Genomic DNA, 25,956 nt, shown 5'->3' with positions numbered 1-25,956 from the left:
AACCGGTCATTTCGCCGGATTGTATGCTGCTTGAAAAAAATAGAAAGGGCAGTCCTGCCCAGCTGTTTGCCGGACAGAACTGCCCTTTCTTAGGTGGCTGAATTTTAAAGGAAGTACACTTCTTACTGATCAATCGTATTTTCTTGACAATTTCAGCGGCACCTCAGAATTGGAAGGGCACCCGAAAGACAGAGGAAAAAAGTGATTCAATTTGTTTTTGTCATAGGTGATTTCAATTGGATATCGTATGTTTGCCCTATACTGGTAACACTTTTTCTTCTCTGAGAATATTTTATTTTTTGATATTTAGAAATAAATATTACCGGCCATATCAAAATTTAAACAAGTTATAATTTCAAATCGGTGATAGATGATTAGTGCATTTGAACAAATGAACAAAATCAAAAAGTAAGCTAATTATTTCTTATGATTTCTTCAAACGATAAATAAAAGCATTGAAATTGTATATTAGTATTTCTAACTTGTCAATCCACAATTTTTCCATCTTCGATACGAATTACCCTTTTGCATTGCTGTGCAATTTTCATATCATGTGTGACAATAATTACAGTTCTTCCGGCATCATTCAGAGATTTGAAAAGTTCCATGATTTCCGAAGAAGTTTTGCTGTCAAGTGCTCCTGTCGGCTCGTCTGCAAGAATGATCGATGGTTCATTGACAATGGCTCTGGCAATCGCAACACGCTGTTTCTGTCCGCCCGAAAGCTTATTCGACTGGTGATGTGCAAATTTCTCCATCCCCACTGCTTGAAGGGCTTTCAGACATTTTTCCTTTTTCTCACTTACTTTGGACTTGGAAAAATCAAGAGGTAGCATGACGTTTTGAAGTGCAGAAAAATCATCCACCAATGCAAAATCCTGCATAACCATTCCAATTTTTTTGTTTCGGATTTGAGCAAGCTTTTTCTCTGAGCAGTTTTTTACAAGTGTATCGTCAATATAATACTCGCCGCTTTCATAGCTGTCAATGCAAGCTAAAATATGCAGTAATGTGGATTTTCCTGCACCGGATGTGCCGATGATCGCAACTAGTTCACCATCTGCAATTTTCAGATCAATTTTATGCAATGCCTGAAACGCATTCGTCTTACCTTGATTGTAAATTTTAGAAATCTGATGTAGCTGTATCATATCATTCTCCTTATTTGGTCAGAATTTGTTTGGGCGTATTTTTTCCGATAATCATGATTGGCATGAGCATAGACAGCAAAATATACAAGATCACAATGCACAGCAAAGACGCTACAGATATGGGATTCCAAATAATTTTCACATGATCCGACAATGCAGTAAATTGCAACAAAACGAGCAATGCACATGAAATGAGAATAGAAATTATTGCCAACACAGCAGATTCAATCATATTTATAAAAACACACTGTCGCCATCGTAATCCGCAGATATAATAAATAGAATAATCTTTTAATCGTTCCTTGACGGATAGGGCGGAACTGCTGATACTGCTTACAATCGTAAGGATCATCAGCACAATGATAATGGGTAATAAATTGTATACTTGTGCATAGAGATATCCCATACTGTTGGCATTCATGTCTTGTAATGGAATCGAGAATGCACATCCAAGTGATGTTAACTGATGCTGAATGTTTTCCATTTCTTCTTTTGTTGTATCTTCTGGAAAAGTAATAATAACTGATCCGTTGACAGCCTGTAAAATTTTTTGGTCATCTCCCCAGACGTCTGTTAGTTTTTCTATAGAATCAGAGGAAAATATCATGAGTGGTTCTTCTGCGATTTCATAACTATATGTTTCGTAAAACAATTGAAATGTGTCCGTGCCGTCTCTTGCAGAAGAACCAGGAATTTTAACACCGTCTTTCAAAATTCCAACTACTTTTACTGTTGTACTCAAACCATTTGGATACTGCGAGTAATTTATCGGGATTGTATCTCCAACCTTCCATCCATAATCATTTTCAGAGATCACAACTTCAAGCTCTGTCGCATCAGCACTTGTATGCAACCATCGCCCATCCGACAATGCTGGAGCATAATTTTCAATAATAGAATCACTGTAAGAAATGGATCTGCAATTTTGGCTTTCATCGGCTGGATATGCCAATACCGTATGACACGCTGCAATGGACTTTGCATCATCAAAATAATTTTGCATTTCACTGCCATCCATATAAATCTTGTCCATTGATTCCATAAAATAATGATATTGTTCTTCTTCCGATGCTGTATTTTGATTATAATAGCGCCAATTTTCTAAATCACCATTTGCAAATTCACTAAAAATGCAATAGAATCCTTTTGATTGAAAAAATTCCTTAAAGGGGGTATAGTATTGATATCGTATCAAAATAGAGGAGACCATGATCATCGTTATCACAATCGTTGCGATCATTTGCAGCACGATCACTACATGAACAAAAAAGTTATGCCGTATATTTTTGCACGCACTTTTGAACAGGATCATACTTTTCCCTCCTTAAATTCCAGAATAATTTCTTTTTTTACATTATGATATATCAGAATAGACAGAACAATTGTAATAACAATAATATAGATCAGGAATATCTCCACAAATATTACCGGGGAATACGCATCCATCATATATTCGAAAACATATTGAAAGACAAATTTCAGTAACGCATAGAATATGAGAAATCCAATGGCGTAAACAACAATAGAGATCAGAAGACATTCGCCCAGATAGATCTGTGTAGCTTGCCATTTTGTGCATCCACAGATACGCATAATGGCAAGATTTTTATTGCGTTTTTTCAGCATGAATAAATAAAGAATGGCTAGATTTATACCGGATAACGATGCAATCAGAATGGAGATCACCATGATATTATTATACAAATATATGGAATCGGTATCCGGAAACTGCAAATCCGGAAAAGACAGTACACCTGGAAGAACCGCGTCTGCCGTATTTACCAGTTCTTCATATATGCTTCTCGTAATATTCGATTGAAATGAAATACTAAATCCATTTACCTCTAAAGAATCCGGAACAGTTAAAAAAGGAACAACAGGGCATCCACTGCCTCCGTTATACTCTCCGATTACTTTATATGTATTTCCGAATAATTCGATTGTATTTTTGCTCTTTTGAATACTCAAAGTAGGGGTATTCCATCCAGATCCATCATTGGCAACCAGTGCAACATATGCTCCAGATGCCTCTTCTTCATTTGTGAAATACCTGCCGCTCAGAAGAATACCATTTTTTTCATAAGCTTCCTTTGTTACTTCAGAGATTTGACATACATGATCGTAATAATTGAATCGCATATGGAACGTTCCATAATCATCTGGATTATATTTGTCCAATTCTGCGCTTACATGGATTACAAGGGTATTCTTAAGGCATTCCGGACGTATTGCTTCCAGGTAAGCCTGAATTTGCCCTTTCGTAAGGACACATTTCTCAGAAATCTCTGGTGTGATTTCTGTCAGCTCATAAGTAACCTCGTTTTTCTGAACGTGGTAATTCTGGTATAAGCCATAGCAGAAATTCAAGACAATGGAGGAGCTTAAAATGCATAACACCATAATAAAAAAGATTATTTTTTCGTGGACAATAAATTCTTTTAAATTTTTGAAAATGTAACGCATAGAATTTCAATCATCTCCTATCGTAAAATATTTTTATTTAGCAAATCCGCTTTGTTCGACAAAGACTTACATATAACTTGTTAACCATATCTGTAATGAAAGCAGTAATTGGGTTGAAATATGAAATTTGCAACTGCATTTCCCTATCTTTTCATCTTTTTATTTTTCTGCAATTTATCTGTAGTGACTTTTTATTGTAAAAATAAGAGTTGCCTTTAAATACTTGTTTCAATCTATAATTCAAACAAGACTCAAAGGCAACCTTACATATTATGTATGCTTGCTAATAATTTGAATAGCTTTAATCGTAATTCAGATGCATTTGTTCCACAATTTTCTTGACATTGAACCCCTATGACTGTGGATTATGGTAGAAGAAACAAATAGTACTATAGCACTTCTGTTTGACATCAATCAAATTCCGCAACATAAACACTTGCATAATAGCTCAAATTTTTATTAGCAATCGCACATTATATACGTACTATTGTAGAATATGTCAGAAAATAAGAAACAACTATATTACAATAGTACGCTTTAGTTTACATATTTTACGAATGATGTTGCTAATCCAGCAGAAGAATTTGTGCTGTTACTAACGGCTCCATACATCTTGAAATTATAACCATTTGATTTGTAGGAGCTTTGTGAAGCTCTTGCAATTGTACCATATCCACCATTTTTGGAAGCATAATATGCTGTAACATATGCTCCAGTGTTGTCTTTATAAACTGTGATAGACGCTGATGTGGTACGAGTTCCAGACGAACAGAGGTTTGTTGTTTTTGCATATGCTGCATTGCTTGACTCCCATTCAAATGCGCCATATGAATCAGATACTACGTTAGGAGCAGCACTTGCAGTAAGATTGCATACTGCAGAAGTCGCCAGTGTAGTTACAACCATAATCGCAGCTACAATTTTTCTAACCTTTGTCATAATAATATTCCTCCTTTGTATGTATTTCTCAAAAGAAGCCATCTTTCTACGCTCTAACCCAAGATCTTGTACGTACATATTCAGAGCAAAAAGAATGATAACTTCAATGTGAAATCTGAAATCACTCTGCTTTACTTCTTCAGATTCTGCAGAGCCTTCGGTTCCTTCGGCTGGTGACAACTTCCCCAAGAAGCTGTTCCTGCAGCCTTAACTGCGGCACTTTTTCCAATGCCAGCAATCTTTTTCAGTACTGCATTCTGGATCTTACTCATATTCATTCCCCCCTTTTCTGTTTTTTGATATTAAAATTAGTACTGCAATGCTGAACAATGTATACGCAATCAAAGCCGAAACTTTAGGAAAAAATACATATAAACCACAGCTCAATGCTTCCAAAATAATTATAGCAATCAGAGCTACTTTGTGATTCCTTTTCTTTTGTTCCTTCGTTAAAGGCTTGTTCGGATTTTCTACCGGTGTATATTTCCATACGCTCAGCAATGCAAAAACTAACATTAATCCGTGTATGGTTAGGCTATACATTTCACTCATATCACTGAGTTTTGTCATACCTAACGTAAAGAATGTGATCCCTGCAAATGTAATGTTACATTTCAGGTATGAATCTGCATGGTAACCGCCAGTCCACTGACGGACCATAACAAATACTACATAGTATAATACGGATAAGAAAAACATATTTAGAACTATTCCGATTGCCACTGTAATTAACAATCCTAAAGTTGTTGAAATTAAAATTTCAAATCCATATTGATAAACTTCGACTTCTTGTTCCGCAATCACTTTTTTTTCGCATAAAAAATGCGATATGGACTTTCCAAGAAATGTGATGATTTTTATCACCTTCTTTCCGATAAGTCAATCATATCGCATTTTGTCGTAAAAATCAATACTTTGTTCCCCAAATGCAGGTTTTAGTCCCCCAAATGCAGATTTTCCTCTATTGGAAGAAGAATATCTACATAAAACATCCCTTCTTTCTCATAAAAATCAATCAATCCATTTCGTTTTGATACAAGATCCGTAACAGAACGCAGTCCCCAGCCGTGCAGCTTTTTATTTGCTTTTTCTGTTTTTAATTCCTGATTCTTCTTCAAAACAGATGCGGCAATTGTATTTCTGACCACAATCCGATAATAGCCTGCCTCTTCTGAAATTGTCAGAAGTATCTGTGCATTTGACGGATTTTTCTCACAGGCTTCTATGGCATTGTCCAGCAAATTAGACAGCATGATGCTAAGATCGAACTCCAAATCATGGGGAATTTGAACGACTAACCGCAATGAGGTATCGATTCCTTTGGATTGTGCATCATTGAATTTTGCATTTACAACCGCATTTAACATGGTACTTGAGCATTGTACTTGAGACAAAATTGTATTTACCTTTCGTTCTTTGAATTGTTTCGCATACTCCAATGCTCCGGAACAGTCCCCCTGTTCTATCATACCGCATAAACAGTCGATCCCATTCCGAAAATCGTGACGAAGAATCGAGATTTCTTCATACTGCTGCTGCAAATGCTGCATTTCATCTTGCTGCCGCTGCAACTGGATTTCCATAATATCCCGTTCTTTTTCAATTTGACTCGTGCGGTTCATCTTTCTCAGAAATATAAAAATAACAACATCTAATCCAGACAGAAGCAATGCAATTGCAAGATAAACATACGCTGTAAAATAGTCATTCACAATCACAAGATGAATTGCAAACCCAATAAAAAGTGTAAAAAGAAAAGCCGATAAAATGATAATCCATTCATTTCGTTTAAAATGATATTCTTCTTTTTTCCGAAATGACAATATAAACTGCGTAGATGCAAAAAATAATAATTTTGTAAGAAATAAGCAGGCAATACGCTCTACGTTCTGTGAATCTCGAAGTTGAAGCATTGAAATGTCTGTAATTGCACTAATTGCTGACATTACCGGAAGGTTGATAAAATATACTAAAACGTAATTGATTACGGAAATCAGAATTTTCTCAAAGATGTTTCCTTTCAAAAAAATCGTAGAAAACGCAATCTCAATCAACAGACAACTGGAAATCAAAAATGTTTCGTTTGCTATTCCGAAAGTTCCTGCCATATCTGTTGCAAACAACAACGAAAACAAGAGAAGCCATTTCAGAATCCGATAATCTTCCGATCGAAACTTAAAGTATTGGATCAGCATTCGTGTAACGATCATACATTCCACGATAACTGCAAGAATTTCTGTACATTGCCAAATCATAATACACCCTCCTCCCGAATCAATCGCTGATACTGTAATTTTACTTCCTCACTTCTGCCTCGGCTTAATGGTATTTTATCTTGACAATTTTTCAGGTGCACCTGATCTCCTTTGATTTGTAAAATCCAAGCATAATTCACCAGATAACTTCTATGTACTCGAATAAATCCTTTTTCTGTAAACTGTCTTTCCAATTCATTCATCGTGTATGTGTGCATTGCAAGCCGAATCGATTTCTTTTGTGCAGTTACAAAATAGATATCATGTCGAATGGAATAGAAATATGCAATTCCTGAAACTTTTTGTTCGAGTGGCCTCTGCTGATCCAAATCAAGTCGAACTATAACAGATTTTGTTTTTAAGGAAGCACAGAAAGAAGAAATCATTTCCTGTGTATCACTGAGAAGTTTATTCTTGCGAACGAAACGATACGCATTATAGCGAAATGTTTCAAATACGAAATCATCATGGCTGGACACAAATACAAGTGTCGTATTCAACCCATTGTCACGGAATTTAGAAGCAAGCTGGATTCCGGACAGCTCCGGCATATCAATATCCAGAAAAATGAGATCATAAGACGTTTTTTCACAATGTTCCAAAAATCGTACGGTATCTGTGTATGTATCAATTTTGCAGTCTACATTATGCTCCTGAAATAATTCTGAGACTTTTTTCTGGTATGTTTGAAGAAACATGGTTTCATCATCACACATTGCAATTCGAATCACGTAATGTGCCCCTTTCTTAGCTTTCTCTCTCTATTTCCATAATACCATAAAAAATCCCAAAAAGCAAGAAGAATAGATGGTTTATCACTGGAGATACTAAAAGGAAAGAAGCATTTTTGTTTCGTAAAATCCGCCCATTGACCATTCAAGCCTAAAAAGCCACGCTGTTTCCAATGTTTTTTGCATTTCTCATACGATTTTTTGACGGCGAAACATCATCCCGTCAATTTCAACCGCTTTACATATTCCTGCTTCATCTGCATAGAAGAATGCACATATCGATTCAGCGTAATACTGGCATCAGCGTGTCCCAGCAATTCACTCAGCGTCTTTGCATCAAACCCATGGGCAATACAATCTGTAGCATAAGTATGTCGAAGCAGATGAAATGGAACCTTCCGGATACCACAAAGTTTCAGGATTTTCTGAAACCGATACTGCATCGTTCTCGGTTCTGCCGGTTTGCTTTTCCCAGTAATCAAGTACAGAAAATCCTGCCGCTTTTTCTTTTTCAGCAGTGTCAACAAGAAGGACGGAACCGGAATTGTTCGCACGGAAGTTCTGCTTTTGGGAGAGCCGATCAGCACCTCAGAACTGCCGTTTCGATAGACTCTCTGCACCGTTCGTTTTACAGAAAGTGTTCCGTTTTCAAAGTCAATATCGCTCCACTGTAAGCCGCATAATTCACCTACACGCAAACCGGTGAACAAGCACAGCAGAATCGCCAAATCAATGGTCAACCCTGTCTGAAGAAGATACTGTTCCAACTTCTTTCGCTCCTCAGAAGACAAAACATCCAGCTGCTTTTTCTCTGCTTTCGGCATAGTAAAATGTGTTCCATGAATGTGATATTCCTGCACTGCATACTGTTCTATGCTGTGGTAAACCCGCATAATGTCTTGTACAAACCGAGCGGAAAGTCCGCCAGTTCCGCACAATCGGCCGCTTTGCAGTTTCTCATAGACAAAATCATTCAGCTGATGTGTTGTCATATCTGTGAGATACTTTGTTCCGAGATCCGGAAGAATATGATTGCGAATGATGTTTTCATAGTGCACATAACTGGACGGTTTCACACGCAATTTTGCTGCGGAAAGCCATTGACGAGATGCCTCTGCCACGGTCAATTTCAAAGCAGAAACTGGCTGGCTCTGCAAAACAGCTTGAAATTGTGCCATTTTTTCCTTTACCTCAGAAAGCGTTCTGGCATACACAAATTTGTATTTCAGCGACCCATCTTCCTTATGACCGATGGGAACACGTCCCTCAAACCGACCATCTTTTCTCTTGTAAATGTTGCTGCCTCTTCTTGGCATTTGAAATCCCTCCTGACAAGTTTTCGGACTATTCAAAGCAGGAAAAATCCTGTTTTTTCTCCGATTTGGATGATTTATTCATGAATTTTCAGAAATATATACTTTACTTTTTCTGAAAATCTGCTATAATGATAGCAGATTCGATGCTGTTTTGTCTGAAATTTCTGCAAATAAATGGGCGGATTTTACGAAGAAATCTACATTTCATAGAAAAAACCATGCTGGGAAGAAATGCTCTCCCAGCATGGTTTTTTATCGTTCTGGATTTGTTCCCTGATACGCTCTTGGCTTGTATGCGTTGTGTCAATTTCAATTTTGTGTATTTCTGATCTTATCCTGACTTGTTCCCGCATACAGAAAAAGGGCATCTCAGCTACTTTTCAAATATTCTCCAAAAAGAAAAAAGCGCCGAAAAATCAGCACTTTTTCATCTATTATCCTTACTTCCTTGACATCAATACCATGCACTCGACAGTTGTTTCAGTTTCCAAGGGAAGTTCTTTCACTTCCTCACCATCAACAGGCACAGGAAAATTGAATACGATCTTCTTTATCCAGCTTCCGTCTTTCCTTTTCTCCGGGAACATCTCAATTCGCTCGATAAAGGCCTTCATAAACTCCTTCTGCTCCGCTTCCGTTGCGGAATGGTAGACTTCATCAAATGCCAGCAACAAGCGATAGATATTGTCTCCGGAAATCTTCTCCTGCTGGATGCTGCGGATCTGACTTTGCAATTCGCCAATCTGAACTTCGATTTCCTCTATGGTGTCATACTGCTCATCATAGCGGCGCTGCAAGTCCAAAATCTTTCTGTCATAGTGGGCATCATTGATGTCCAAGGTATCCATCTGACGCTCCAAGCGGCTTTTCGTTCCAAAGGCTTGCTTTAGCCGCCCTTGTAGGACAGCAATCTGCCGTTCCATATCTTCTGTATCAACTGCTGTTCCGATTTTCGCCTGAATCGCTTCTACAAACCGTGGATTGTTGACCATAGCGGAGATAACCTTCGCCACAAATTTGTTGATTTCCGTCTGCTCGATATTCAGACGGAAACTGCACTCATGCCCGGTAGGTGTTACCGTATTTTTGCAGTAGTAATAATACCGTGTTTTCTTGTCCTTGCTGTGCGCCTTGGCGATATTGCCGTACATACTCTTTCCGCAGCATGGGCATTTCAAGATACCGGACAGGATGTGTGCGTGGTCTGGATTGTTAACCTTTTCCCGCTTAAAAGAATTGATCTTGCGCTTTTCCTGTGCCAGATACCAATCCTCTTCGGAAATGATAGCTTCGTGTTGTCCTTCATAAACCGGGAACTCCGACTGCTCAACCACGTGCATCTCGTTTCTTGTACCCTGTTTCTTTTCTGTTCTTCGTCTGCCGTAAGCAATCTTTCCCATATAAACAGGATTGTACAATACATTTTTCACAAAATCTCTTGAAAATCCCGGAATGGTATTATTCTGTCTTAGTTTCTTAGTATAACCATTGCGGTTCAGATATTTTGCAACTCCTGCAACACCCTCATTAGTGTGAATGTAGCGGTCATAAATGACACGAATTACTTCCACTTCATCCTCTGCAATGACAAGGTTTCCATTTTCCAGTTTGTATCCATATGGAGCGAAACCGCCGTTCCATTTGCCCTCACGAGCCTTTTGCTCACGTCCTGCCATTGTCTGTGTGCGGATATTTTCTCGCTCAATCTCTGCCACCGCAGACAGCACAGAGATCATCAGCTTTCCTGCATCCTTGGAGCTGTCAATGCCATCCTCCACGCAGATCAGATTGACACCGAAATCCTGCATGAGTTGCAAAGAATTCAGAACGTCCGCTGCATTTCTGCCAAATCGGGACAGCTTAAAGACCAACACATAAGAAACATCATCTTTGCCGTCCTGGATGTCATTCAGCATCCGTTGAAACTCCTGCCGCCCTTGAATGTTCTTTCCGGAAAAGCCCTCGTCAGAATACTCCCCGGCAACGATCATATCCTCGTATGCCGCATACTTCCGCAGCTTGTCACGCTGGGCATCCAAGCTGTATCCGTCAACCTGCATCGAGGTGGACACTCTTGTATAAAGATAGCATTTAAGTTGTTTCTTTTTCAGAATCTCCACCTCCCTCATTCCTTCCTTTTACCATAAGTCCCTCGTTGCGGATATAATACTCCAAAAGCCACAGCACATAATCCGGTGCATGGCGGTTGTCCAATTCCCATTCAGTCATAGTCCGGTAAGGAATATGGACGAGCTTGCAAAAATCTTTCCGATTCAGTCCTGTGCTTTCACGCAACTTTATAATTCTGTTTTTACAATCCATCCGTCTTTTCTCCACAAAAGCAAAAAATACACGTTGCGTAATCATTATAGCATAGCCATAGCGAATACGCAACGTGTAAATTGCAAATTTTATGCAGCCTTATCCGTCAGAAGCTGCGCTTGATTACTTTCCTCGGAATGCTCCACTCCCTGCGGTGCGTCCTGTTCCAATTTATCCAAAACCTGATGTCCATATTTCTGGAGCATCTGGCTCATAACATCCACACAGCGGTCAAATGCCGCATTATATTTCGCTTCCTCATAATATTTCTTCAATAGGCGATTCCTCCATCAAAGTTCCATATCCTGTCCACGCTTCCGGGCAGGGTGTTCGTGTTCCTGTGTTTGCTTTCCTCTGATGAGGATAGAATTGATAAAAGCCCGAACCTTTTCGGATGCGATTTCCAGTGCATCCAGAAAGGGTTGGGCTTTCTGTTTGAGTTCCATATATTTTTCGTTTACCGCTTCATACCGCTGCTTCCAGATGGAAACCGTCTTTTCTGCGGAAGCCAGTTTTTCTTTCAGACGCTTGTTGTCAGCATTGGCGATAATGCCATTGACCGCATAGCGTTTGAGTGTGTCGCATTCATCCGGTGTCAGCGTGATATTGTTTCCGAATGTGGCTTTTTTGCCCATTACTTCAATGTCCTGCACTGTCAGCGCAATGGTCTTTGCCGCCTTGGTTTCCTTTTGCAAAGATTCCAGTTTCTTTTTCTGTTTTGCTGTGGCAGCTTTGGCATCCTCCAAATTCTGTTCTGCCTGTGCCACCTGCCCGGTCACAGCTTCCAGCCGCTGCTGTTCTGCCTGCACCTTGAACTGGGTCACAGTCAGATGTTCCTCGGTGCTTCCACGTTCTCCACGCTCCACATCGGTATAACCGGCGTTTCGCATGAAATTGAAAAAGTCATCCTGCAACACACTGTAGGATGACTTCAAAATCTTTTTCCCTTTTGCGTTGAGCATGGGATTTCCGTCCTCGCCAAGCACCGGCTTGGACTCCCATTTCTTACTGCGGCTGACCTGTGTGATGACCTCCTTAACGGTTCCCCGGAGGGCTTCATCCTTGCATCGCTTCGACCAAAGGATCTGCTTTTCCACCACCGGGATATAAACCACATGAAGGTGGTAGTGGTACACATCTTCGCCCAAAGCTTCGGACATTGCTCGGTTGCGCTCATCGGCGTGCATCACAGCGGAGAGGATATACTGCTCACCACCTACGATCTCCGCAGCAGCTTTGTAGGCATCGGCATAAAACTGTTTCGCAAATTCATAGCCGCCATGATTGTAGAAATAAGCGGAATTCACATCAAATACCAACTCACCGTATTTGACGGCATCCGGTTTCAGACCTCTGGTGGAGATCACGCCGTCTTGTTCCATCTGCTCAAACATTTTTACATAATCGTCCGTGGGTGCTTTGAAATGGACGTTCAGAGAAGTGCGTTCCGGCACGATGTCCTGATTGCTGTAGCTGTCCTTTTCACGCTCATTGTGTTCCTGTACCTTCGCCACATCAGCCGGTGTTTCCAAGTCCTGATTTCTGGCTACGGTACGGTCTATTCCATCATTTCTTGCCATTGGATTTTTCCTTTCTTTGAGATTTGCAACAGCGGAAGGCTGGAGAACGGCACTTTTTCAAAGTGTAATAACCCACTATGACACTTTCATCCATACTGGCTGCAAAGTGCCGTGGGCTCTCCGAGGGCTCTCCCGAGGGGGAATGCGGTCACTGCGGTGACCTCTGCTGACCAAGGCGAAAATGTCTGCGCCTTTTCCCATGGTCAGCCCGTCTGCATGAAGCTGTTCTGTGTCAACTTCCTCTTGCAGCCGGTGTCCACAGACACTTTTTCAAAAGCCTGTGGACATAGAAACAGCCCGAACGAGAGGATGTGTGCTGTTTCTATAACAAGCGTTTCACGCTCTTTTGCTGCGTACATACGTACCAGCAATGGGATTTACTCGACCTGCCGCCATTCCTCCGGAATGTCCTCCGGTACGTACGTACACGGCGAATCTCCGTAAAACCCATTTATATGAGGTCGTGCAATGGCTTCCACTCCCATGAATCCCCAAACCCGCCGTCCAGCAGAGTTGGTGATGTTGTTGCAATGCTCCAGATTGAATTTTCTGGCATTGGCAATCATGGCGTCGCTGAAGCTGCGGGCTTTCAGCGGTGCAAGGGAGTTTTCCTCGCACCACATCCGGTAGATTTCATAGAAATCCTTGGAGCTGATGGACGCATCCGCTTTGCGCCGGATATATCCCTCTGATTCCATGAAATCAAAGATATTGTTGTTGTCACGCTTGACCGCTTCCCGATTTTCACGGATGCGGTCACTCTCCGTAAACTTAAAGTTGTTGGCAACAAGCCGCTGCAAGCCTTCAAATGCCCACAGGAAGATACCCTCGGCTTCAGCTTTCATCTTCTCTGCAAGATCAGGATCGTCAGCTCTGTCCACCTGCTTTTCCTTGGTGGTCAGCACAAGCTGTCTGCGATAAAATCCGTCGCTGCGGTCATACAAGGCTTGCAGATCACCGTTGCTGAATGCCAGCAATCGGGCGAACATCCAGCCCTGATAACTCTGCTTGCCTTTACGTTCCAAATCCATCTTGCCTTGTGCTGTCACGATGGATTTTACATAGTTGGTCTGGCGCAGAGCTTCCATCCGCATATCATCATCCACGCACAGGAGAATGTGTTCCAAATCGGCACGGGCGAAGCGGTTTTCAGAAATCTTGCCGATGCTGCCGTCTTTCATATTCGTGCCGAAGATGGTAGACAGTACCGCACCGATTTGAGATTTACCCTCGCCGCCGTTGCCTTTAATCACCATCATGCGCTGCCCCTTGTTGGAGGGAATCAGGCAATAGCCGATAAACTCCTGCAAAGTTGGAATGTCCTCGGCGTAAAGCAACCCATCCAGAAAGTTCAGCCAGATCACCGGCGCAGTAGCATCGGGATTGTAAGCAACCGGCAAACGGCTCCGCACGATAGCCGGTCTGCCCTCGGTAAATGTGCCGTTCAATAGCAGCGTACCGTTGGACAAATGAATCCGATCCTGCTCCGGTGGAAAGTCCGGCACTTGCGCTTCCAGTTTCAGCACTTCCAGAATGTTGGTGATCTTCCGGGGGATATTGTTTACGGCACAGAATTTCAGCTTGTCGTAAATCTCCCCACGCAGAGGAAGATCGTCCGTCACTCGACCATCGGGCGTGAAAAAAGCTCCGTTTGCGAAGATGATCCTGCGCTCTTGCAGAAATTCTTCACAAAACAGAGCTTCGTTGATGTTCTGCCCGTCAAACCACATGGGCAAGTTCATATCAGGCGTTTTCCGGTTCTTCGCCATGGTGCGCCACCTTCTTTTTCTTTTGTGCGGTATACTCTTGCAGAAAAGCAATTTTGCCGTCCTGCATCAGCTTGTCCACCAATGCCACCCGTTCTTCCAGATCACCCACCGTCAGCACATCTGCCATATATTCGATATGGCAGTGCATCTGGCAGGCTTCCACAAAACGGTCATCCAGAGCATCTTCCGGTGTCTTGGGAGCATAGCGCACTTTCCAATCTTCCAACAGATGCAAATAATCCGTCAGCACCCGGAAGCACAGCATTTCATCCTCCCGGAACTGACGGATATAGGGACGCTTCGGCTTGACCATAGCTGCGGCAGTGGGCGGTTTCGGGTCAAGCCCGAAGTCCAAAGCCAGCTTTTGCGCTGCTTCATAACTGCTCAGATTGAACAGCCTTGCCACAAGGTCGATCACATCCCCTTTGGCTCCGCAGCCGAAGCAGAAAAAATAGTCCTCATTCAGCTTCAAGCTCGGATGCCTGTCGTTGTGGAACGGGCAGCAAGCCATGCCGTTGTGGCTCACTTTCAGCCCGTAGTGTTCGGCGGCTTGCTTGACGCTGATTGCCGCCTTGATGGTTTCATAGATTGTCATAGAAAACCCTCCGTTCATAATATTCTGGAAAGCACGAAGCACCCGCCGTGATTGGCAGGTGCTTCGCTCCTTCTATTATGGTTATGACGGATTTTTCAAAAAACAGGCTAATGACAGGACAATCCTGTTTCAAAAAACAGGACAACTTATCTGAGGACGTAGATTTCTTCACATTTACATGATATAATTAGAAAAATGAAAAAACAGGACAGGAGGGCAAGCATGAATCAAGAATTGATGACATTGGATTTCTGGCAGGATACGGTCATATATGAGAGCAAAACATTTCCTGTCGGTACGCTTGCCTGTGATGCACTGAATGTTCCTGTGAATACCATTGCAAAAATAAACGAGCAATGCGAGAAAATCAATCTGCTGCTTGGAATATTAAACGCCGGACAGGATGCTTCTGCACTCTGTCCTATTGCAAAGGAAGCTGCTCTGACGATGCTCGATATTCTCAGTCAAACACCGCCGTTCTCCTATATGAATATCTCAAAGCACAGAGAACGGATTGAAAAAGTCTTTACTGTGGACAATGCGCTGAAATATGTGGAGTTTGCCATAAAAGCCGCAACCAATTCTTTGCAATTTGAAGAAATCCAGAACTTTACCGATGCGATGATGCTCCAACGCTATACCGCAGTTTTCGGGCATCTGGCATACTCCCTTGGGGAATACCAAACGGCCATGCTTGATTTTGCAGAAAAAACAGACGGCAACGAAGCAGACCGCACCGCAGAGGGTTTTGCAAAAATGTTCGGCAGCTATTTCCCGCCGGAGTTTTCCATCACGGAAGGCAATGCCTGGATGTCTACCCTGAACAATTCCGTTCAGTATGTATCCGTCATCCGTCCCGGCGAAAAAGTTGCGAAGCTGGTCAAGCGGATGCACTATGTATCCTTTGTAGGGATGTTCCGGTCTGATCTCTTTGAGGGCCTGTGTGTTGGTCATGCACCAAAGAAATGCAAAATCTGCGGCAAGTGGTTTCTGACCACCAACGCACGGCACACCAAATACTGTGGCGGCTATGCACCGGGGGACAAGCTGCACCGCACCTGTCGGCAGATCGGCAACCTGAAAGGCAGAGAACAACGGGAGCTTGCGGACGATCATCCGGTGAAACAGATTTATGAGAAACGACTGAACACCATAAACCGCTATGTGAAGCGTGGTACTCTGGACGCTGATCTTGCAGAGGTTATGAAAAAGCTGGCAAAAGATAAGATGCTCCGGGCATTGAGCAATGTAGCCTATGCCAAGGGAGCTTATGAAAAAGAAATGGACCAGGCGGCTTTGAAAAAGGAAGCAAGTGCAAAAATATACAAAGAAAGGGACAAACATGAATAGAAAAGAACTTAGTCAGAATCATTGGAAATACTACTTAATGCTCGAAAAGCGTTTTGTTGAATCAATAGAGTTTGTAGAACTACATGAGGACAATTTTGATGCATTTTCTAACGGATATGCCCTCTTAATTCAAGCCATAGGGGCAGAGTTGGATACTGTATTCAAAGAGTTTTGCGGTTTCAATACAACGGATCGAAAAACGGTTGCAGACTATGCACAGTATATTTTGACCAACACACCGGATATAAAAAATCAAAAAATCAGTGTACAGGAATACGATATCGAAATACAACCGTTTATGAATTGGGATATTACCCAGCCCGCACAGTCGTTGCAATGGTGGGGAGCATTTACAGATGTCAAGCACAACCGCTATGAGCAGTTGAAGCAAGCAAAGCAGGAGAATGTACTAAATATCTTGGGAGCTTTGTATTTGATAGAAATGTTGTACTTGAAGAAAATCACTGATGGGACAGACGAATTTGATGTGTTTGATGAATCTTCCAACTTGTTTAGTTTGAAAAACTGGACTTCTAAGGCTGTGCCGCTGAGCCAAGCTTTTGCCGTGCTAAGTGATATGATGGACGACGAAAATAATACTACTAACAAAAAGTTCGATGCATAATTACTGTCGATATTGATAGAGAAAGAACCGAAAGGAGGTGCGCTATGCTGAGTGATTTTTCATGGGACATGACCGGATACATACCAAAACACGCTGTCAATCCGCACGGTGACGGCATCATTCCTTATGCGGCAGAGCGCATCTTCCAACTGGAACCGGAGCCTCCAGCGGTGGGCAATCTGAACGAATATATCCTGTCTGCCTTGCAGGAAAAGAATTTGATATATTTCTCATTCTTCCTACACCACTACGAGCCGCAGCTTAACAAGCGCATCAAAGACTTTCTCGGTGTGGATGGCGGCGATCTGTATGACACAGACCGATTTATAGATATAAAGCTCTCCTGCCGGGAGCAAATGCTCCAAAAGCTGATGGACTATGACCTTGCCAAGGGTGCAGAGTATGCTACATACATTTTCCCGTTCATCCGGGATGCTATGCTCCGTTTTCGCATGGGCGAAGAAAAATGGTCGGTGTCCTCTCTGACCAATTACAAAATGGTGCGGTCAATGGCTTGGCTGTACCACAATACCAAGGATGCGGTCAACGAATTTTCCAAGAAATACAACTGCGATCTTGCCCTTGCGGAAGAATATCTGAAAGTTGTCCGTGGAATCCGCAATCAGCAGCCATTCTATGTGACAGACGAGAACGGCGAGGAAACAGGCGAGGATGTAGCCCTTGACGATAGCTGGAACTATACCGATATCCTCTGGAACGGCATACAGGCAGAAAAGGTGCAGCGGGCATTTGAGAAACTGAATTACCGGGAACAGACCTTGCTTGAAAAACGGTTAGCAATTTGCATGACCTGTGGGCGTGTCAGCTCATGGAAAGACCGCCCCACCTTTGAAGAACTGGCGGTTATGTTTGAGGGCAGTACAGCCAGCGGTGCAGAACGAGCCTACCGAAAAGCAGTGGACAAGTTGACGGAATTGTTGGTTGCCGAGGGCGCAATCCATGCAGTCCGGCTAAAACAGAAATCCAAGATCAAGCGAAAAAAGAAAATCGCCGCCGCAATCTACGAATATCAGGCAGACTGCGACGGCGAATGGGGCGAAATATCATTAGATTTTGAGAACGGCAAGGCAGAGGTCATTTTGCTTGCCGATTGGGATACAGTGAAAACAAACAAATTTGCAAGCAGAGCAATCGCCTATCTTCTGAACTGTGAGAGCGAAAAATTGCCCAAGGAAATAATGGTGGCCTTTGAATAACGAGGGAGTGAGATACATGGAGCAATTACTGATTGTTGAAGATGATATCGGCTTGAATCAAGGCTTATGCAAAGCGCTGAAAGCAGATGCTCGGCAGATCATTTCCTGCCAAGACCTAAAAACGGCGAAGGAGCAGCTGCTTTGCGGCGGTGTATCCCTGATCCTGTTGGATATCAATCTGCCGGATGGCAGTGGGCTTGAGCTGCTCCGGGAGGTCAAGGAAAACATGCCCGGAGTTCCTGTTATTCTGCTGACTGCCAATGACACCGATCTGGACATCGTAGACGGACTGGAGAGAGGTGCTGATGATTACATTACCAAGCCCTTTTCTCTTTCGGTTTTGCGGGCAAGGGTGAATACCCAACTGCGAAAGCAAGCATCAAACCATAAAAATATGCCGATCCATATTAATCTATTTCACTTTGACTTTGAGGCTATGACCTTTTATGTGGGAGATTCAAAAGTGGAATTGAGTAAAACAGAACAAAAATTACTGCGTCTGCTTGTTGAAAACCGTGGTCGAACCATGACCCGTGGAAACCTTGTAGACCGGATATGGACAGATGGTGCAGAATATGTGGATGAAAACGCTTTGTCTGTTACAATTAAGCGTCTAAGGGATAAGCTTGGTGCACAGAAATACATTAAAACCGTCTATGGAATCGGTTATAGCTGGGTGACAAAAGATGAATAAAACTGGCATTGTGATGATACTGCTATGTTTCCTGGCGGCGATAGCTGTTGTATTATGGGAGCGGAGAAAGGTCAGAAAAACGATGGAAGAAATCGAAAGGATGCTGGACGCTGCCATGACCGGCTCCTTTTCTGAAACCAATTTTGATGAAAGCCAGCTGTCTGCATTGGAAACGAAGTTTGCACACTATCTTTCCGCAGCAGAAGCATCTTCTCGAAATGTAGCACAGGAGAAAGACAGAATTAAGTCCTTGATTGCGGACATCTCCCACCAGACAAAAACACCGATTGCAAACCTGCTGTTATACAGCGAGCTTTTGATGGAGGAAACTCTGCCTGCATCGGCGAAGGCAAATGTGGAGGCGTTGTACAAACAATTGGAAAAGCTGCGATTTCTGATCGATTCTCTCGTAAAGCTTTCCAGACTGGAAAATGGGATCATTTCACTCGCCCCTCAGCAAGCAGTGCTGCAGCCGCTGCTTGAAAGCGTAGTAGAACAATATGCCGCCAAAGCTGCTGAAAAAGGGTTGTCTTTGCAACTGCATGATACAGATATTTCTGCTACCTTTGATATGAAATGGACAGCGGAAGTGCTGGCCAATATCGTAGACAACGCCATCAAATATACAGAGCATGGCACAATCAGGATTTCTGCTGTAAGTTATGAAATGTTTGCAAGGATTGATATATCGGATACCGGTTCAGGCATCCCGGAAACGGAGCAGACAAAGATCTTTGCCCGTTTTTATCGTTCAAAGGCAGTTCAGGAGCAGGAAGGGGTCGGCATCGGCTTATACCTTGCCCGACAGATCATAACCGGCGAGGGCGGCTATATCAAAGTCGCCTCTGTCTCCGGTAAAGGAAGCACTTTTTCCGTGTTTCTGCCGAAATAACAACAATTCTATCAAAATTGTTAGATTTCATTTTCCGCCGGAAAGAATGTGGAAAGAATCCTATGCGATAATCTGTATGTATCAAAGGATCATATCCTTTGATACATACAGATTTTTTTCATGGAGGTACTCATTTATGGAGGTTTTACAGGCAAAAGACCTAAAAAAAATTTATGGCTCCGGCAATAATGCGGTTCATGCACTGGACGGAGTTGATTTAAGTGTAAAGAAGGGCGAATTTGTTGCAATTGTCGGCACATCCGGTTCCGGCAAGTCTACCCTGCTGCACATGCTGGGCGGGCTGGATCGCCCTACAAGCGGCACAGTCATGGTGGACGGACAGGATATTTTCTCCTTGAAGGAGGAAGCCCTGACCATCTTCCGCCGCAGAAAAATTGGCTTTGTGTTCCAAGCATATAATCTTGTTCCGGTGCTGAATGTGTATGAAAATATCGTTCTACCCATTGAGCTGGACGGTGGCAAGGTCAACAAGGATTTTGTACAGCAGATTGTACAGACCCTTGGGCTGGATGATCGTCTGGATGCCCTGCCCAATCAACTCTCCGGCGGTCAACAGCAGCGTGTGGCAATCGCCCGTGCACTGGCGGCAGCTCCCGCTATTATTCTGGCAGATGAACCCACCGGTAATCTGGATTCCAAAACCAGTCAGGATGTATTGAGCCTTTTGAAAGTCACCAGTCAAAAGTTCGCCCAGACAATCGTAATGATCACCCACAACGAAGAAATTGCGCAGATGGCAGACCGCATTATCCGTATCGAAGATGGTCGGATCGTCTCCCAGAACTAACAGGAGGTGGTTACGATGAATGTCAAAAACAGAAAATGTATTCGGAAGCTCAGCTTAAAATCTCTTTATGCGAACCGCCGCCGCAATCTGATCGCCATTTTTGCCATTGCGCTGACAACGCTGCTGTTTACTTCCATGTTCACCATTGTTCTGTCGCTGAACGCCAGTTATGAAACCTACCAGTTTCGGCAGATAGGCGGCTATGCACATGGCACCTTTAAGGATGTTTCCCCCGAGCAGGCGGAACGTATCGCTGCCCACCCAAAGGTGAAAGCTGTGGGGGCACGGAAGACGATCGGTATCACTACGGATGGTGTCTTTTCCAAAACGCCGGCAGAGATCAGCTACATGGATGCCAACTGCACCAGATGGAGCTATGCCACTCCCACTACCGGGCGGATGCCCGAAAGCGGCAAAGAGGCGACCATGGATACGGCAGCGTTGCAGCTGCTTGGTGTGACGCCAGAACTGGGTGCAGAGGTCACGGTTTCCTATTCCATCACGGACAAGGATCAAACCGCCTTTACTGTAACGGATACCTTTACGCTGGTAGGCTATTGGGACTATGATGAACTAATGCCTGTTCACTACATCAACATCAGCCGTGATTACGCAGATGACATCGAAGCGCAGGCAGTGAAAACAGGGTTACAGCCTTTCCGCACCGATTTGAATGTCATGCTGGCTTCCGGCACAAACATTCAAGGGCAGATGGAGCAGGTGGATACCGATCTTGGCTACACATGGGACAGCTATACCGATCCCAACAGCGTTCGAATCGGCGTCAACTGGGGATATACCTCATCCCAGCTGGAGTCGCAACTTGATCCGGAACTTGTGATCGCCATAGCAGCTTTTTTGCTGTTGGTGATTTTCACTGGGTATCTTATCATCTATAACATTTTCCAGATCTCTGTTGCGGGGGATATCCGGTTTTACGGACTTCTGAAAACCATTGGCACAACGCCCCGGCAGCTCAAACGTATCATTCGCCAGCAGGCACTTCTGCTTTGTCTGATCGGCATTCCGGCAGGACTGTTGCTGGGCTATGGCATCGGCGCTGTTTTGGTGCCTGTTGTCTTGCACTCCACCCAGTTGGATGCAGGCATCACCACTATCAGCACTTCGCCTGTGATCTTTGTTGGCTCCATGCTGTTTGCTCTGCTGACGGTGCTTTTGTCCTGCTCCAAGCCCGGGAAAATGGCAGCCAAAGTCTCTCCGGTGGAGGCTACCAAATATACGGATGCGATGCAGACTAAGAAAAAACAGCGCAGCACCCGGGGAGCCAAGCTCCATCAGATGGCCTTTGCCAATCTGGGACGAAACAAGAAAAAGACGGTGCTGGTGGTCGTGTCTCTGGCACTGTCGGTGACACTGTTCAATGCGCTGTGTGCCTTTGTGGGCGGCTTCAGCATGGAGAAATATGTGTCCGCCATGACCTGCGCCGATTTTATCGTCAGCACGCCCGACTATTTCCGTTACAACCCGGCAGATGAATTCATCACGCCAGAACAAATCGAAGAGATCGCAGCAAACGCAAAGGCCAGTCTTTCCGGCACGGGATATGCTGTGCGAAAACCCGCATATCTTTGGATGACGGAGGATGCTCTGCGGCAGGACTATGCAAGGTACGAAAGTGCTGAGCAGTTGGACAGCCATATGAGCCGCATGGAGCACCGGGGCAATATGGTGATGGGAGATACCAGGATCGAGGCTCTGGATAACAGCCTGTTTGACAAGCTGCAAGTGTTCGACGGAGATATTTCTCCTATGCTGGAGCCAAACAATAACGCCATTGCCATTGCGGTTTCCTTAGATGACTACGGTAATCTGCCCAATCCTGAATACTACCCCAAGGTGGGAGACACGATTACCGCCACCTATGCGGATGATGTGAAATATATCGACAGCCGCACCGGAGAACTCTGCACCGAAGATACACCAGAGGAGTACTTTCAGGAAAAACTGTATGGAGCCAGAGATGTAGAGTACACGGTCTGCGCCTTGGTAGAACTTCCGAATTCCATGAGTTATCGTTATGGTGGTATTGGATATGACGCAGTTTTGTCTGTAGACACCGCACAGAGGGACAGCGGCGGTGCGGCCATTCCGATGCTCTACCTGTTCGACACAGCAGACGACGCAGACGAGGCCGAAGCAGAGCAATATCTATCGAAGCTCACTGCCGGTGAGTTTTCACCCTTGATGTATGAAAGCAAGGCCACGGCTCGCTCTGAGTTTGCTCAGTTCCGGCAGATGTTCCTTCTGGTAGGTGGTATCCTCTGTGCTATCATCGGGCTGGTGGGACTCTTAAATTTCTTCAACGCCATGATGACCAGTATTCTTTCCCGCCGCCGTGAATTTGCTGTGCTTCAGGCTGTAGGAATGACGAACCGGCAGCTCAAAACCATGCTGATCTACGAGGGATTGTTTTACGCAATGTCCTCCGTATCGGCGGCCTTTATTCTGTCGCTGGCGGTGGGACCTCTTGCAGGAAAAATGCTGGGCAGTATGTTCTGGTTCTTTGAGTATCGATTCACCATTCTGCCTGTCCTGCTGACAATTCCGGTATTTCTTCTGCTGGGGTGGCTGATTCCTTGCATGATGTATGACAATGCAGCGAAATGCAGTGTTGTAGAGCAATTAAGGGATGCTCAATAACTGTTAAGCAAAAAACGGCCCTCTGCCAAGGAAAAGGCAGAGGGCTGAGTTTTAATCTAAGGGTTTACATTCAGTTACAGTTTTTAGATAAATTTCGGGATCACCGTTCAAGATCAAGTCTGCATATCCAACCGGATCATTGTAGATTAGATAATCCAGTTCTGACCGTTGATACATATTGTCAGCAACCTCATTCTCCACGGCGATGGTATCAATGGCAATCATGCTGCCATCTAAAAATTTCAGTTCCACACAAGCGGTATCCATGTTAAACTCACAAGAAATCAATCTATCCATAAGAAACCTCCATTTTGCGGGATGTTAGATCATCCCAAAATATTTGAATGCTTCTCGGATTGCTTTCTCTTTTTCCTGCGGACACTGGGGCTGTCTGGAATCCTCGGACTTCGGCAGATTATAGTTCTTACCAACCCCAATCCCACATTTTCGTTTAATCTGTGAGATATAGAGGTTGGACACCTTTAACCCGGTATGCTCCAACACATACTCCTTGATCTGCGGATAGGTTGCCCCATCCTGAAATTCGGACATATCCATATCTTCCAAAGAGAACTCAACCCGAATCTTTTTCGAGTCGACCTCACCCTTGGAAAGCAAGACAACCGTCTCAACGTGCCCCGTCCCCGGGAACAAATCCACCGGCTGCACCTGTTCCACCGCATATCCCAGTTTTCTCAACGCCGCACAATCTCTCGCCGCAGTCGTAGCGTTGCAGGAGATCATCACAATTCGCTCAGGCTGCATCTGTACCATAGCACGAATCGCTGTTTCATCGCAGCCTTTTCTGGGCGGATCAACCACGATCACATCGGGAGCAGTCCCCTCTGCTGCCAGCTGTTCCGCAATGCTGCCTGCATCGCCGCAAAGGAATTTCGCATTTTCCACGCCGGCTCTCGCAGCATTTTTCTTGGCATTTTCTACCGCTTCTGGTACAATTTCCACGCCAACCAATTCCGACACCGCATCTGCCATGGACAGCCCAATGGTTCCGGCACCACAGTACAAATCCAGCAATCGTTCCTTTCCCGTCAGCTGTGCAAAAGCCTTTGCCGCACCATAAAGCCGTTCCGCCTGTATCGTGTTCACCTGATAGAACGACTCCGGCGAAAGGTCTACAGCATTGCCGCACATGGTGTCTGTAATCGTATCTTTCCCCCACAGCGTTTCTGTAGAATCTCCCAGAATCACGTTGGTTTTCTTCGAATTACAGTTCATGACAATGCTCTGGATCTGCAGAAACTGCTCCGTCAGCTGCTGCACCAGAGGCATCAGCTTTTTCCGAATTGGCTTTCGCACAATGAAGCAGATCATCACCTCGCCGGAATGCTGCCCGCACCGCAAATACAAGTGCCGCAGTTCCCCTTTTCCGCTGGCTTCTTCATACACCGGAATCCGATTTTTTCTCACAAACTCCAGCACGACACCAGCAATTTCCCCAAACAGTTCCGGCTGTAGCAAGCAGTCTTTCACCGGAATGACCCGATGACTTCTTCTGGCAAAAAAGCCCAGAACCGGTTCTCCTGCCTTGTCTATTGCAAAAGGATACTGTGCCTTATTACGGTATCTGGTGCGGGATTCTGCCCCCAGAATCGGCAGAAATGCAGGCGACAGTTTCCCGATTCGTGTAAAAGCGTCCTGCACTGCCTTTTCCTTGACACGCAGTTCTGCCGCATAAGTGATATGCTGAAACAGACAGCCCCCACACTGCGACAACGGGCAGGCAGGCGAAATACGATCCGCCGAAGGTTCCAACAATTCTTCCACGATGCCAAAACCATAGCTTTTCAGCACTTTCACAATTCGCACCCGAATCCGATCTCCTACTGCTGTATGCGGCACAAATACTGCCATGTTGTCCACTCGACAGACACCGCTGCCCTCTGTGGTCATATCAATGATTTCTGTTTCAAAAATATCGTTCTTTTTCAACTCTCCACCGCCTGATATAGAAGCAACACCGCACAAAATTGCCTTTACATTTGTGCGATGCTGCCTGATTATTTCATTTCTTCCAGATATTTCGCCGGAACTGCTTCCGTCAGCCAAACACCATTTACCGAACGGTAAAAAGCATAGCCGTCCTCTGCCATTTTTCCAGTCTGCACCCGCAGCACCACTGGCTTTCCGTGACGTGCTCCTACTGTCTGTGCAATTTCCGGCGTGGCAGACAGATGCACATACAGCCGGCTCATTCGCCGCAGTCCCTCCTGAAAAATCGCCGGCAAAAACCGTTCTGCCGTTCCATGCCACAAGAATTCCGGCGGCAGCACCTGTTCCAGTTCCACATCTACTGGAATCGAGTGTCCCTGATTACAACGAATCAGCTGCCCGTCTGCACTGAACGAATAGCGACTTTTCGCATCTGTACGAACAATTTCTTCCAACTGTTCCCGACACAAAGGGCACCGTTCTGAAATACCGGCAAGGAGTTCGTCCACATCTGCCCAACCGTGCTCGTCCAGCGTGATGCCGATTTTCTCCGGATGATGCCGCAAAATAAAACAAAGATATTTTCCGATTTTATCAAAGTCCATACATTCTTCTTTCCATCTTCTTTCCATTAAAGC

General features: G+C 44.2%; 25 protein-coding genes. 7 read left to right on the top strand and 18 right to left on the bottom strand.

Going from position 1 to position 25,956, the window contains the following annotated elements:
* Nucleotides 1-485: 485 nt before the first annotated feature.
* From RUMCAL_RS13660 to RUMCAL_RS13595, 15 genes are all read right to left on the bottom strand, one after another.
* Complete coding sequence (locus tag RUMCAL_RS13660) at nt 486-1,151, bottom strand: ABC transporter ATP-binding protein (RefSeq protein ID WP_021683593.1); 666 nt, start codon at nt 1,149-1,151, stop codon at nt 486-488.
* A gap of 10 nt (nt 1,152-1,161) precedes the next feature.
* Complete coding sequence (locus RUMCAL_RS13655; RefSeq protein WP_021683592.1) at nt 1,162-2,463, bottom strand: FtsX-like permease family protein; 1,302 nt, start codon at nt 2,461-2,463, stop codon at nt 1,162-1,164.
* On the bottom strand, nt 2,460-3,614 hold the full coding sequence (locus tag RUMCAL_RS13650) for an ABC transporter permease (protein WP_021683591.1): 1,155 nt from the start codon (nt 3,612-3,614) through the stop codon (nt 2,460-2,462). Before RUMCAL_RS13650 ends, RUMCAL_RS13655 begins: the two co-directional genes overlap by 4 nt.
* A 537-nt stretch (nt 3,615-4,151) precedes the next feature.
* Entirely contained in the window at nt 4,152-4,553 is a 402-nt protein-coding gene (locus RUMCAL_RS15680; protein WP_021683590.1) for a hypothetical protein, read from the bottom strand.
* A 131-nt stretch (nt 4,554-4,684) separates the two neighbouring features.
* Nucleotides 4,685-4,825, bottom strand: coding sequence for a cyclic lactone autoinducer peptide (locus RUMCAL_RS15210; protein WP_021683589.1), 141 nt, complete (start codon nt 4,823-4,825; stop codon nt 4,685-4,687).
* A complete protein-coding gene (locus tag RUMCAL_RS13640) occupies nt 4,818-5,417 on the bottom strand; it encodes an accessory gene regulator B family protein (RefSeq protein ID WP_021683588.1) in 600 nt (199 codons plus the stop codon). Before RUMCAL_RS13640 ends, RUMCAL_RS15210 begins: the two co-directional genes overlap by 8 nt.
* 71 nt (nt 5,418-5,488) lie before the next feature.
* Nucleotides 5,489-6,808 (bottom strand): sensor histidine kinase, encoded by a 1,320-nt coding sequence (locus tag RUMCAL_RS13635; protein WP_021683587.1) that lies wholly within the window; start codon nt 6,806-6,808, stop codon nt 5,489-5,491.
* A complete protein-coding gene (locus RUMCAL_RS13630) occupies nt 6,805-7,539 on the bottom strand; it encodes a LytR/AlgR family response regulator transcription factor (RefSeq protein WP_040648338.1) in 735 nt (244 codons plus the stop codon). Before RUMCAL_RS13630 ends, RUMCAL_RS13635 begins: the two co-directional genes overlap by 4 nt.
* Nucleotides 7,540-7,754: 215 nt before the next feature.
* Complete coding sequence (locus tag RUMCAL_RS13625; protein ID WP_021683585.1) at nt 7,755-8,855, bottom strand: site-specific integrase; 1,101 nt, start codon at nt 8,853-8,855, stop codon at nt 7,755-7,757.
* Between the two features lie 440 nt (nt 8,856-9,295).
* Nucleotides 9,296-10,984, bottom strand: coding sequence for a recombinase family protein (locus tag RUMCAL_RS13620; RefSeq protein ID WP_040648337.1), 1,689 nt, complete (start codon nt 10,982-10,984; stop codon nt 9,296-9,298).
* Nucleotides 10,947-11,177 carry a helix-turn-helix domain-containing protein gene (locus RUMCAL_RS13615; protein ID WP_015540908.1) on the bottom strand — a complete coding sequence of 77 codons (231 nt, stop codon included), beginning with the start codon at nt 11,175-11,177 and terminating at the stop codon, nt 10,947-10,949. The genes RUMCAL_RS13620 and RUMCAL_RS13615 overlap by 38 nt, the downstream gene beginning before the upstream one ends.
* Before the next feature lie 89 nt (nt 11,178-11,266).
* Nucleotides 11,267-11,452, bottom strand: coding sequence for a hypothetical protein (locus RUMCAL_RS13610; protein WP_021683581.1), 186 nt, complete (start codon nt 11,450-11,452; stop codon nt 11,267-11,269).
* 15 nt (nt 11,453-11,467) lie between these two features.
* Nucleotides 11,468-12,757 carry a plasmid recombination protein gene (locus tag RUMCAL_RS13605; protein ID WP_021683580.1) on the bottom strand — a complete coding sequence of 430 codons (1,290 nt, stop codon included), beginning with the start codon at nt 12,755-12,757 and terminating at the stop codon, nt 11,468-11,470.
* A 377-nt stretch (nt 12,758-13,134) separates the two neighbouring features.
* Nucleotides 13,135-14,526 carry a DNA primase family protein gene (locus RUMCAL_RS13600; protein ID WP_021683578.1) on the bottom strand — a complete coding sequence of 464 codons (1,392 nt, stop codon included), beginning with the start codon at nt 14,524-14,526 and terminating at the stop codon, nt 13,135-13,137.
* Nucleotides 14,501-15,121 (bottom strand): CHC2 zinc finger domain-containing protein, encoded by a 621-nt coding sequence (locus RUMCAL_RS13595; RefSeq protein WP_040648333.1) that lies wholly within the window; start codon nt 15,119-15,121, stop codon nt 14,501-14,503. Before RUMCAL_RS13595 ends, RUMCAL_RS13600 begins: the two co-directional genes overlap by 26 nt.
* A 222-nt stretch (nt 15,122-15,343) precedes the next feature.
* On the opposite strand from RUMCAL_RS13595, the gene RUMCAL_RS13590 reads away from it, so the two are divergent.
* The 7 genes from RUMCAL_RS13590 to RUMCAL_RS13560 all read left to right on the top strand — a co-directional run bounded on the left by RUMCAL_RS13590 (nt 15,344) and on the right by RUMCAL_RS13560 (nt 23,368).
* Entirely contained in the window at nt 15,344-16,471 is a 1,128-nt protein-coding gene (locus tag RUMCAL_RS13590; RefSeq protein WP_040648331.1) for a DUF6076 domain-containing protein, read from the top strand.
* On the top strand, nt 16,464-17,096 hold the full coding sequence (locus RUMCAL_RS13585) for a hypothetical protein (RefSeq protein WP_021683574.1): 633 nt from the start codon (nt 16,464-16,466) through the stop codon (nt 17,094-17,096). The genes RUMCAL_RS13590 and RUMCAL_RS13585 overlap by 8 nt, the downstream gene beginning before the upstream one ends.
* A 44-nt stretch (nt 17,097-17,140) precedes the next feature.
* Entirely contained in the window at nt 17,141-18,313 is a 1,173-nt protein-coding gene (locus RUMCAL_RS13580; RefSeq protein WP_021683573.1) for a sigma-70 family RNA polymerase sigma factor, read from the top strand.
* A 16-nt stretch (nt 18,314-18,329) separates the two neighbouring features.
* Nucleotides 18,330-19,007 carry a response regulator transcription factor gene (locus RUMCAL_RS13575; protein WP_021683572.1) on the top strand — a complete coding sequence of 226 codons (678 nt, stop codon included), beginning with the start codon at nt 18,330-18,332 and terminating at the stop codon, nt 19,005-19,007.
* Nucleotides 19,000-19,899 (top strand): sensor histidine kinase, encoded by a 900-nt coding sequence (locus RUMCAL_RS13570; protein ID WP_021683571.1) that lies wholly within the window; start codon nt 19,000-19,002, stop codon nt 19,897-19,899. Before RUMCAL_RS13575 ends, RUMCAL_RS13570 begins: the two co-directional genes overlap by 8 nt.
* A gap of 136 nt (nt 19,900-20,035) precedes the next feature.
* Entirely contained in the window at nt 20,036-20,707 is a 672-nt protein-coding gene (locus RUMCAL_RS13565; RefSeq protein ID WP_040648329.1) for an ABC transporter ATP-binding protein, read from the top strand.
* 15 nt (nt 20,708-20,722) lie between these two features.
* Nucleotides 20,723-23,368 carry an ABC transporter permease gene (locus RUMCAL_RS13560; RefSeq protein ID WP_021683569.1) on the top strand — a complete coding sequence of 882 codons (2,646 nt, stop codon included), beginning with the start codon at nt 20,723-20,725 and terminating at the stop codon, nt 23,366-23,368.
* A 51-nt stretch (nt 23,369-23,419) separates the two neighbouring features.
* Here the strand turns inward: RUMCAL_RS13560 and RUMCAL_RS13555 are convergent, their stop codons facing one another.
* From RUMCAL_RS13555 to RUMCAL_RS13545, 3 genes are all read right to left on the bottom strand, one after another.
* Nucleotides 23,420-23,665 (bottom strand): DUF6061 family protein, encoded by a 246-nt coding sequence (locus RUMCAL_RS13555; protein ID WP_021683568.1) that lies wholly within the window; start codon nt 23,663-23,665, stop codon nt 23,420-23,422.
* A 24-nt stretch (nt 23,666-23,689) separates the two neighbouring features.
* Nucleotides 23,690-25,318 carry a 23S rRNA (uracil(1939)-C(5))-methyltransferase RlmD gene (gene rlmD, locus RUMCAL_RS13550; protein ID WP_021683567.1) on the bottom strand — a complete coding sequence of 543 codons (1,629 nt, stop codon included), beginning with the start codon at nt 25,316-25,318 and terminating at the stop codon, nt 23,690-23,692.
* A gap of 68 nt (nt 25,319-25,386) precedes the next feature.
* Entirely contained in the window at nt 25,387-25,923 is a 537-nt protein-coding gene (locus tag RUMCAL_RS13545; protein ID WP_040648348.1) for an RNA 2'-phosphotransferase, read from the bottom strand.
* Between the last annotated feature and the right edge of the window lie 33 nt (nt 25,924-25,956).

It is taken from the genome of Ruminococcus callidus ATCC 27760 (assembly GCF_000468015.1).
GTDB lineage: Bacteria > Bacillota > Clostridia > Oscillospirales > Ruminococcaceae > Ruminococcus_C > Ruminococcus_C callidus.
This window is presented reverse-complemented; position numbering and strand designations above follow the sequence as displayed.